The sequence below is a fragment of the Mesorhizobium sp. WSM4871 genome, from assembly GCF_055811295.1.
Window position 1 is genome coordinate 1 of record NZ_JBVVPU010000054.1, and the last position, 900, is coordinate 900.

Here is a 900-nt window from a genome sequence, read left to right on the forward strand (position 1 = left end):
GACTGCCCTCACCATCACGGAAACCGACTTGCGCCGTGGTCTGTCCATCATTCGCGACAGCATTGGCGCAGTAGCGGGCAGCGGAGCGGTAAACCCCCGCGAAGCGATTCCTGGCACCGACCGAATTGAGTTTTTTGATTAGTATTCGGCTAACCGCAGTGTCAAAGGAGCAACAGCAGTACAGTAGATTTCGTCGCTCTCGGTTCCATGGAGACCCACTGCCGCGCGACATACGATACGCCTCAGTCCATGAATGGGCCGATGCGGGCCTCTCGCGGATCGTGTCCCAGGGAGTGGTGTAGCTGACGGCTTGGTCGCCGCGCTGTCCGGCAAGGGCCGGGCTGATCAGCGTGCCACGGCTGGCAGGCTGATGAGGGGATCATCGCTCATTTGGCTGATGGTTTCCAACGTCATGTATCTGGCGCGCTGCACGGCCCATTCATCGTTCTGTTCGAGCAGGATGGCGCCAACCAGGCGCACGATGGCGTCATCATTTGGGAAGATGCCGACGACCTCGGTGCGCCGCTTGATCTCGCCGTTGAGGCGCTCGATCGGGTTGGTCGAGTGCAGCTTGGCGCGGTGCTCCTTGGGGAAGGTCATGGTAGGCCAGCACGTCGGGCTCGGCGTCGTCCATGATTGTCGCCAGCTTCAGCACCTTCGGCCGGATCTGGTCGGCGACGGCGCGCCATTTTACGGACGCGGCCTCGGGCGTCTCCTGGGCGAAGGCGGTGGCGATGAAGGCTGAGACGACCCTGCGACCGCTCTTGCCGGCATGGGCCAGCACGTTTCTCATGAAGTGGACGTTATGCCGACGTCGGCATAACGTCCATTATGCCGATGTCCGGATTATGCCGACCGTGGGGGTGGATGTCGGCTTCGGAGGCGGTGATCGCTGCGATG

General features: G+C 62.0%; 1 pseudogene. It reads right to left on the minus strand.

Features of this window, described 5'->3' with window-relative positions:
* Positions 1-345: 345 nt before the first annotated feature.
* Positions 346-802, minus strand: a pseudogene (locus AC0L2H_RS32460) (transposase); the annotation flags it as partial.
* Between the last annotated feature and the right edge of the window lie 98 nt (positions 803-900).